Source organism: Streptomyces corchorusii, from assembly GCF_001514055.1.
GTDB lineage: Bacteria > Actinomycetota > Actinomycetes > Streptomycetales > Streptomycetaceae > Streptomyces > Streptomyces olivaceoviridis.
The window spans coordinates 21,355-29,083 of record NZ_KQ948365.1 but is presented as its reverse complement, the minus strand read 5'-3'; the positions used below and the strand labels follow the sequence as shown (position 1 = coordinate 29,083).

Here is a 7,729-nt window from a genome sequence, read left to right as displayed (position 1 = left end):
CCCTGACCTGCACCGCTTCCAACTCCTTCGCCGTCCGGCTGAGTACGCGTACTCAGGTGTTGGCTGCCGGACTCCTCCATGCTGGGGCGCGAACGCCGGACCGCCTCGGGGGGACATACGCATGGACCATGCCCTGCAGCTGCGCACTGCCACGCCTCGGGATCACGACTGGATCCACGAACTGCGCCACCGCGTGTACGCGGAGGAGCTCGGCCAGCATCCGGTGGATCCGTCGGGGAGGCTGAGTGACGGACTCGACGGCGACAACATCTATCTCGTGGCCGCGCGCGGCGAGACGCGGATAGGCTTCGTCAGCCTTACCCCGCCGTGGGTCGGCCGCTACTCCCTCGACAAGTACCTGACGCGCGAGGAGCTGCCGGTCCTGACCGAGGAGGCGCCGTTCGAGATCCGCGTCCTGACCGTCGAGGAACACTGGCGGTCCACCGCGGCGGCGCCCCTCCTCATGTACGCGGCGCTGCGCTGGGTCGCGGCGCGGGGCGGCCGCCGGGTGGTGGCGATGGGACGCACGGAACTGCTCGACATGTACCTCGCCGCCGGGCTGCGGCCGGTGGGACGCACGGTCCGCTCGGGCGCCGTCTCCTTCGAGGTCCTCAGCGGCACCTTGGCCGAGTTGACGAGGACGGTCGCGGAGCGCCACGGCCGGATCCTGGAGCGGCTGAGGACGGGCCTCGACTGGCGGCTCGACGTGCCCTTCGCGCCGCGTGCGGACGGCTGTGAGCACGGCGGGACGTTCTTCTCGGCTATCGGCACGGACTTCCGGACCCTGCCCCGCCGTCACGAGGTGGTCGCGGCGGATGTGCTGGACGCCTGGTTCCCACCGTCCCCAGGGGTCCGCGCGGTCCTCTCGGAGGATCCCGGGTGGGCGGCCCGGACCTCGCCACCGACGGGCGCGGAGGGACTGCTCGCGGAGATCGCCGAGGTCCGCGGGCTCCCGGTGGAGTCGCTGGTCGTCGGGGCGGGCTCGTCCGATCTGATCTTCCGCGCGTTCGGCCGGTGGCTTACGCCGGGGAGCCGGGTGCTCCTGCTCGATCCCGGCTATGGGGAGTACGCCCATGTCACCGAGCGGGTGATCGGCTGCCGGGTCGACCGGCTCCAACTGCGCCGGGAGGACGGCTGGCTGCTCGACCCGGCCCGGCTCGCCACCGCGACCGGCGACGGACGGTACGACCTCGTGGTGGTGGTCAACCCGAACAACCCGACCGGCCGCCACGCCCCGGCCGACGCGCTGCGCGCGGTGATCGAAGCCTCGCCCGTGCGGACCCGGTGGTGGATCGACGAGGCGTACCTGGGGTATGTCGATCCGGCGGACTCGCTCGCCGGGCTCGCCGCGGTCGACGCCCGGGTCGTGGTCTGCACCTCGCTGTCGAAGATGTACGCGCTGTCGGGGATGCGGGCCGCGTACCTGGTGGCCGGTCCGGAGACGGCCGGGGATCTGCGGCGCTGGACGCCGCCGTGGCCCGTGAGCCTGCCGGCCCAGCTGGCTGCCGTGACGGCGCTGCGCGACCCCGCGTACTACGCGGAGCGCTGGGCCTGTACCCATGTGCTGCGCCGAGGACTGGCGTACGACCTCGGGGAGTTGGACGGGTTCTCCTCGGTCGACGAGGGGGTGGCGAACTTCCTCACGGTGACCCTGCCGCCGGACGGACCGAGCGCGGCGCGGCTGGTGCGCGAGTGCCGGCGGCACGACGTCTTCCTGCGTGACCTGTCGCCGATGTCCCCGGCGTACGAGGGGCGGACCGTCCGGATTGCCGTCCGCGACACGGCGGAGAACGCGAGAATCGTGGCGGCGTGCCAGAGCGCCCTGGACGCGCTGCGCACGCCGGCCGCAGTGGTGTCGGCCGCGCCGGGACGGGCCTCCTGGTGACGACGGTCGTCGGTCTCGTACCGTACCTCGGCGGGGCACTGGCGGTCGGAGGCGTCGCCGTGGCGGCGACCCGGCGCCGTGAACTGATGGTCCGCTGGTGCGTGTGGGCGTTCGGAGTGCCCCTGGTCACCGCCGCGTTCTGGCTCGGTCCACCGGGGATCGCGGTGCTCGTGGCTGTGGTCGGTGTGGTCGCCGTGGCGGAGTTCGGCGGGCTGCTCCTGCTGGGTCCGGTGGACCGGGCAGTGCTGGACGCGGCGATCGTCGGACTCGTCCTCACCGCCTGGCTGGCCCCCGGGGAGGTGCTCCGGGTGGCGGCGGCCGGAGCGCTTGCCATTGCCGGGGTGCCGTTGCTCTCGGGCGACGCGGAGCACGGGCTCCGCCGCCTGGGGGCGGGCCTGCTGGGGCTCGTGTGGCTGGGCGCCCTGGCTGGCCTCGTATCGTCCGGCGCCCTCGGCCTCGTCCTGTTCGTGGCCGTGTCGATCGCCGACATCGTCGCGTACGCGGCGGGTCGCCGAATCGGCGGCCCCCGGCTCTCCCGGCTGTCGCCCGCCAAGCGGTGGAGCGGCACGCTGGCTGGGGCCGCGGCCGGTCTCCTCACACTGGCCGTGCTGTCCTCCCTGACGTGGCAGACGGCGGTGGCCGTGGCGGTCGGCGGCCCGTTCGGGGACCTGCTGGAGTCGATGGTCAAGCGGGGCGCCGGCGCCAAGGACGCCGGCCGGTGGCTGCCCGGCTCCGGCGGCATCCTCGACCGGATTGACTCCCTCCTCGTCGCTCTGGCGGTACTGTTGGTGCTGAAGTGAGCCACGGGGCGGTGGCTTCGTACGCGGCAAGCGCCTTTGGCCCGACTTCTGTGACGCGGCCACTCTGAGTGACAGCCAGGCCCCTTCGAGACGAAGAGGTCGTGCTCCAGCTGAAGGAGTTGGCCGGTGGGCGCCGGTGGTGCTGCTGCCGCTGGCCGCCGTGCTGTTCAGTGTGATGGCCGGCTGGAATGACGATCAGGAACCCGGCCACCCACCCACGAAGCCCTGACCGACCTGATCCCGCAGCTCACCGACCTCCCGCCAGACGGCCACCGCCACCACGCGATGCGCAACCACCTGGCCTCCCGGGACCTGCTGCGCCAAGACCTCAACGCACTGGCCTCGCTCATCGACACGCGACGGCGCACCTGCACCGAACTGCGCACCCGCCTGGACAAGGGCCCGTACTTCGGCCAGGACCACGCCACCGCCCACGACCTGGCCGCCGCCGAGAAAGACCTGCAGAGCCTGGAACGGCGCTACGCCGACACTCACACCGAATTCGCCCTGTCCGTCACCCTCGACCAGGTACGCAACCCCCCGCCCCTCGACGCAACGCCCGCCACCTGGCATACCGCCGGCGCCGCACCACGCCCCTCCGACTTTGCGGTGGGAGGCGTTGTGCTCCTGTTTCCAGCCGGGGAGGTCGGCCTGGCCTCTCTCGCGGCGGTGCGGGATGACCAGGCCAGTGCCCCGGTAGCCGCCGTCGGCGATGACGGTGGTCTTGCCGACGGCGTCCTTGGCGCCGTGGCGCCGGACAGCTCCCACGCCTTGCAGTCGTTGCGGTTGCCGGGTACCGGCCGGCCGACGGCGATGACGAGCCGGGTGTCGGCGTCGATCACGACCTGGTGGTTGGTGGAGTACCGGTAGTTCTTCGATTGCTCGGCCACCTGGTGGTCGCGGGTGGGAACCAGGCTCCCGTCCACGATCAGCACGGTGTCCTTGCGGAACCGCTTGCGCTGCTGCAGGGCGAGCGAGGGTGCGAGGTGGTCGATGATGCGGTCGGCGCGGACCTGGACACCCCGAACAGCGGGGTCAGTTGGCGCAGGGTGAGGTTGGTCCGCCAGTACGCGGCGACCACCAGCACGCGGTCTTCCAGCGGCAGGCTCCACGGCCGGCCCTTGCGCACCGGGCCCGTATCCTCGCGCCGCAGCGCGGTGACGAGCTTGCCGAACTGCCGCCGACTCAGCCCGGTGAACGGGGCTATCCAGGAGGGTTCCGACGCCGTGATCACACCAGTCACATCAAGATCATCTCGCCTGTGACCCGCAGTTACGGGACAACGCTCAGATTGCGGTGAATCCGCCGTCAGCGGCGACCACGGCTCCCGTGACGAAACTGGAGCGGGGCGAAGCGAGGAAGCACAGGACCTCGGCGATCTCCTCGGGCTGCGCCACTCGTCCCAGGGGCTGCGCGGTGGCGAAGGACGCCAGGTAGGCGCGACTGTCGGGGCGGATCGTGTCGAGGAAGTCCGTTTCGATGACGCCCGCGGCCACGAGGTTGGCGCGGATGCCCAGCGGGCCGCCCTCGACGGCGAGCACTTTGGTCAGTTGGGCCAGGGCGCCCTTCGACGCACTGTAGGCGACACCTTCGGGCAGGGCGACGGTGGAGGCGTACGAGCCGGTGCTGACGATGGCGCCGCCGCCGCGGCTCTTCATGGCCCGGAACGCCTCGCGGGCGCAGAAGAAGGAGCCGCGGGCGTTGACCGCCATCACGGTGTCCCAGTCCTCTGCCGTGGTTTCGGTGAGGGGCTTGTTCTGGGTGCGCCCGGCATTGTTCACGAGGATGTCCAGTCCGCCGAAGGCGTCCAGGGCCGTTGCCACCGCGCGGTGGGCGGTCTCCTCCTGGGTGATGTCACCGTTTGTCACGACGACGCCGGGAAACTCTTCCGCCAGGTTCATGACGTCGGGGCGGAGGTCGAGGGCGACGACCCGAGCCCCGCGGGCGTGAAGGAGCGCCACGGTCTCCCGGCCCACCCCCCGCGCGGCTCCGGTGACGAGGGCGATCTTCCCAGCGAACTCGGTGGACTCGGACGTTGCGGCGGATGCGGTTGCAGGTGTCATGGTGCAGTCCCGGGAGGAGGTGAGTGTGAGTGCAGGCGCCGGTGCAGGGCATCTGGCGTGCTGTGCAGTGGTGCGGTGCGCTGATCGGGTGGGCCGCACCGTTGACACATCCGCGGCAGGCCCACGTGGACGTCGTACGGCCGGGTTGTTCAGTGCGCCGTGAGCCCGCCGTCGACCACCAGTTCCGCGCCGGTGATGAACGAGGATTCGTCGCTGGCGAGGAAGAGGATCGCGGGTGCGATCTCCTCAGCGCGGCCGGCTCGGCGCATGGGGGTGCGCTGGATGTCCGGCTGCTGGTCACCCTGGTCGTCCAGAAGGTCCTGGATCATGGGGGTACTGATCACCCCGGGGTGCAGTGAGTTGATCCGTACTCCCTGCTGGGCGTACTCGACTGCGGCGGTTTTGCTCAACAGGCGCACGGCTCCCTTGGACGCCTGGTAGGCCGCAGCTGCACCGCTTCCCACCAGGCCGAGTACGGACGACGTATTGATCACCGACGCGTTGCCGCTCGCACGCAGAAGCGGCATCGCCGCTTTCATGCCAAGCCATGTGCCTTTCTGGTTCACGTCGATAACGCGGTCCCACTCCTCTTCTCGCGTGTCTTCGATACCTGGCCAGTCGAGGATGCCGGCGAGGTTCACGAGCACGTCCAGCGTTCCGAACCGGTCGCGTACGACGGCGATCACTTCGTCCCACTCCCGCGCGGAGGAGACATCGAGGCGGGCGGCAACGACCTCCGCGCCGGGCGCCCCGATCCGGTGGGACAGCTCCCGCAGGGGGCCTTCGGCGATATCGGTGATCACCAGCCGGGCGCCTTCGCGGGCGAAGAGTTCGGCGGTCGCTGTGCCGAGGCCGCCGGTCGCGCCCGTGATCAGCGCGACCTTTCCGTCAAGTCGTGTTCCTGTCATGGATATGGTCCTCAATTCTCGTTGCTGCTGGCTGGCTGGCTGGCTGACTGGCTGCTGTATCGGGCCCTTTTCGTCCGCCGAGGGCGGATTCGCCTCCCGGTGCCAGAGTGGCCGTGGCCCGGCCTTCTCTACGACCGGTTTCGCTCCCGGTAGAGCACGAGGTGCTCGTGATAGAGCACTCCGTCCCGGATGTCGCCCGTGGCGGTGAAGCCGGTGTCGTCGACGTAGTCCAGGTGGCTGCCGGTCACCGTGTACCGGCCGGTGTACGCGCTGGCCCGCTCGCCGCGGGCTTCGTCGTAGCGGCCGTCCGGCAGCAGTTCCTGCCGGATGTGACCATCCGCGGTCACCCACATCCCGACCACGTCGACGTGGTCGTCCTCAACGGTCCCGGCCATGGCGGGCTCCTCTCCTCGAACGGTGTGGTCCTTCCCGCTCCACCGAGTCTGCGCAGGTCAGCGGCCATCAACCAGGACGTGTGCTGCCGGGGTGCAGCACACCCAGGCACCACATCGAGCCGCCGCCTAGCCTGCATACATGGACGACAACCACCTGGGAGACTTCCTGCGCACATGCCGCGCCGGCCTGCAGCCGGAGGACGTCGGCATGACGAGCTACGGGGCCCGCAGAGTCGCCGGACTGCGCCGCGAGGAGGTCGCCGTCCTGGCCGGAGTGAACGCCGACTACTACACCCGCCTGGAACAAGGCCGCGAGCGCAACCCCTCACCACAGGTGATCGACGCACTCAGCCGCGCGCTGCGCCTCGACGCGGACGCACGCGCGCACCTGTACCGGCTAGCCGGGGCCACGCCGAACGACCGGCCCTCCGCCCACGCCGCCGAACGAGTCAGCTCTTCGCTGCGACAGCTGATGGACGGCTACCCGAACACTCCAGCGTTCGTCATGAGCCGGACCCTGGACCTCCTCGCCGTCAACGCCCTGGCCGATGCCCTCTACGCCCCGTTCGAGCCGGCGGACAACTTGGCCCGCATGACCTTCCTCGATGCCGCGGGCCGCAACTTCTACACGGACTGGGACCGGGCAGCACAGGCCACCGTCGCCAACCTTCGCGAGGCAACCGGATTTGACCCGGACAACCCACGGCTGCGTGAACTCGTCCGCACCCTCACTGAGCACAGCGCGGACTTCACCCGCCTCTGGAACGCCCACACCGTGCGCGGCAAGACCCAGGACGCCAAACGCTTCCTCCACCCGGACGTCGGCCCCCTCACCCTCACCTACCAGGCTTTCGACGTACGCGACGCCCCCGGCCAGCAGCTCGTCATCTACCACGCCGAACCAGGCAGCCCCAGTGCCCAGTCCCTCAATCTGCTTGGTTCCATCCACGCTACCCGGCGCCGGCCCGCCCCCCGGCCCCACCGCTGATCAGCCGACGGAACATGGAGATAGGGCGGCAATAGTGCCCGGTCGGATTCGCCCCCGCGTGTTTCACAGGTGATCGTTCATTGAACACCCGGCCGGGCGGTCGGCCACCTGCGGTGATCATTAGCCAGGACCCCAGGGCCGTCACATGCCGAGCGGAATGCTCAGTCACACGACTGGCGGGCGTTGGCTTCTCCTCACGGTCGGGCGGTCAGAGCAAGTGGCCCGACCGGAGCAGTCACCGGTCGATCCCTGGGAGGCGGGTGGGCCAGTACCCCTCGGCAGCGGCTTCGGCCACGTGCGCGTCATGGTCGGCGGTGCCGCCGAAGACGCCAACACCTCGGCCCGTGCGGCCGTCAGCGTCCACGTTCGGCAGTCCGCCACCGAAGAGATCAGGCCGTTGTTGCCGTACTCAATCCCGTAGACGAGGCCGCCCGGTTGGGAGCTCTCGCCCAGGGCCGCTCTGGGCATCCGGAACAGCACCGAGGTCTTGGCCTTCGTCAGGTCGACCGAGCCGAGCCAGGCGTCGTCCCCCCTCGTGAAGGGCAGCAGGTGGCCGCCGGCGTCGGCGATGGCGATGAAGCGCGGATCAGGACCCGGGCCGCTCTTGTCAGGCGCCGGCGCCGCCGTCGACCGGCAGGATCGCGCCGGTCACGTACGAGGCGCGGTCGCTGAGCAGCCACGCGGCGGCCT

At 70.6% G+C, this 7,729-nt stretch carries 8 protein-coding genes and 1 pseudogene; 3 read left to right on the top strand and 6 right to left on the bottom strand.

Annotation, left to right across the window (positions count from 1 at the left end; translation table 11 throughout):
- The first annotated feature begins 121 nt into the window (after nucleotides 1–121).
- Both AQJ11_RS32810 and AQJ11_RS32805 read left to right on the top strand, forming a co-directional pair.
- Complete coding sequence (locus tag AQJ11_RS32810) at nucleotides 122–1,885, top strand: pyridoxal phosphate-dependent aminotransferase (protein ID WP_059265597.1); 1,764 nt, start codon at nucleotides 122–124, stop codon at nucleotides 1,883–1,885.
- Nucleotides 1,882–2,685: a phosphatidate cytidylyltransferase gene (locus tag AQJ11_RS32805; protein ID WP_208616670.1), complete on the top strand. Its 804-nt coding sequence runs from the start codon at nucleotides 1,882–1,884 to the stop codon at nucleotides 2,683–2,685. The genes AQJ11_RS32810 and AQJ11_RS32805 overlap by 4 nt, the downstream gene beginning before the upstream one ends.
- A 600-nt stretch (nucleotides 2,686–3,285) precedes the next feature.
- Here the strand turns inward: AQJ11_RS32805 and AQJ11_RS32800 are convergent.
- From AQJ11_RS32800 to AQJ11_RS32785, 4 genes and pseudogenes are all read right to left on the bottom strand, one after another.
- Nucleotides 3,286–3,928 (bottom strand): annotated as a pseudogene (locus AQJ11_RS32800) (transposase); the annotation flags it as partial.
- A 43-nt stretch (nucleotides 3,929–3,971) separates the two neighbouring features.
- On the bottom strand, nucleotides 3,972–4,748 hold the full coding sequence (locus AQJ11_RS32795) for an SDR family NAD(P)-dependent oxidoreductase (RefSeq protein ID WP_059265596.1): 777 nt from the start codon (nucleotides 4,746–4,748) through the stop codon (nucleotides 3,972–3,974).
- Between the two features lie 149 nt (nucleotides 4,749–4,897).
- The gene (locus AQJ11_RS32790; protein ID WP_014670076.1) at nucleotides 4,898–5,656 is read right to left on the bottom strand and encodes an SDR family NAD(P)-dependent oxidoreductase; all 759 of its coding nucleotides are present in this window, start codon (nucleotides 5,654–5,656) and stop codon (nucleotides 4,898–4,900) included.
- A gap of 128 nt (nucleotides 5,657–5,784) precedes the next feature.
- Nucleotides 5,785–6,051, bottom strand: a complete 267-nt coding sequence (locus AQJ11_RS32785; RefSeq protein ID WP_059265595.1) for an Atu4866 domain-containing protein — start codon at nucleotides 6,049–6,051, stop codon at nucleotides 5,785–5,787.
- A 139-nt stretch (nucleotides 6,052–6,190) separates the two neighbouring features.
- Between AQJ11_RS32785 and AQJ11_RS32780 the strand changes: the two genes are divergently transcribed.
- Nucleotides 6,191–7,039, top strand: coding sequence for a helix-turn-helix transcriptional regulator (locus AQJ11_RS32780; RefSeq protein WP_058084336.1), 849 nt, complete (start codon nucleotides 6,191–6,193; stop codon nucleotides 7,037–7,039).
- Nucleotides 7,040–7,204: 165 nt separating this feature from the next.
- On the opposite strand, the gene AQJ11_RS46710 is transcribed toward AQJ11_RS32780, so the two are convergent.
- Entirely contained in the window at nucleotides 7,205–7,585 is a 381-nt protein-coding gene (locus tag AQJ11_RS46710; protein ID WP_244218469.1) for a heme-degrading domain-containing protein, read from the bottom strand.
- A gap of 61 nt (nucleotides 7,586–7,646) precedes the next feature.
- Nucleotides 7,647–7,729: SDR family oxidoreductase (locus AQJ11_RS51490; protein ID WP_159061693.1), on the bottom strand; the 83-nt coding region annotated here is incomplete at its 5' end.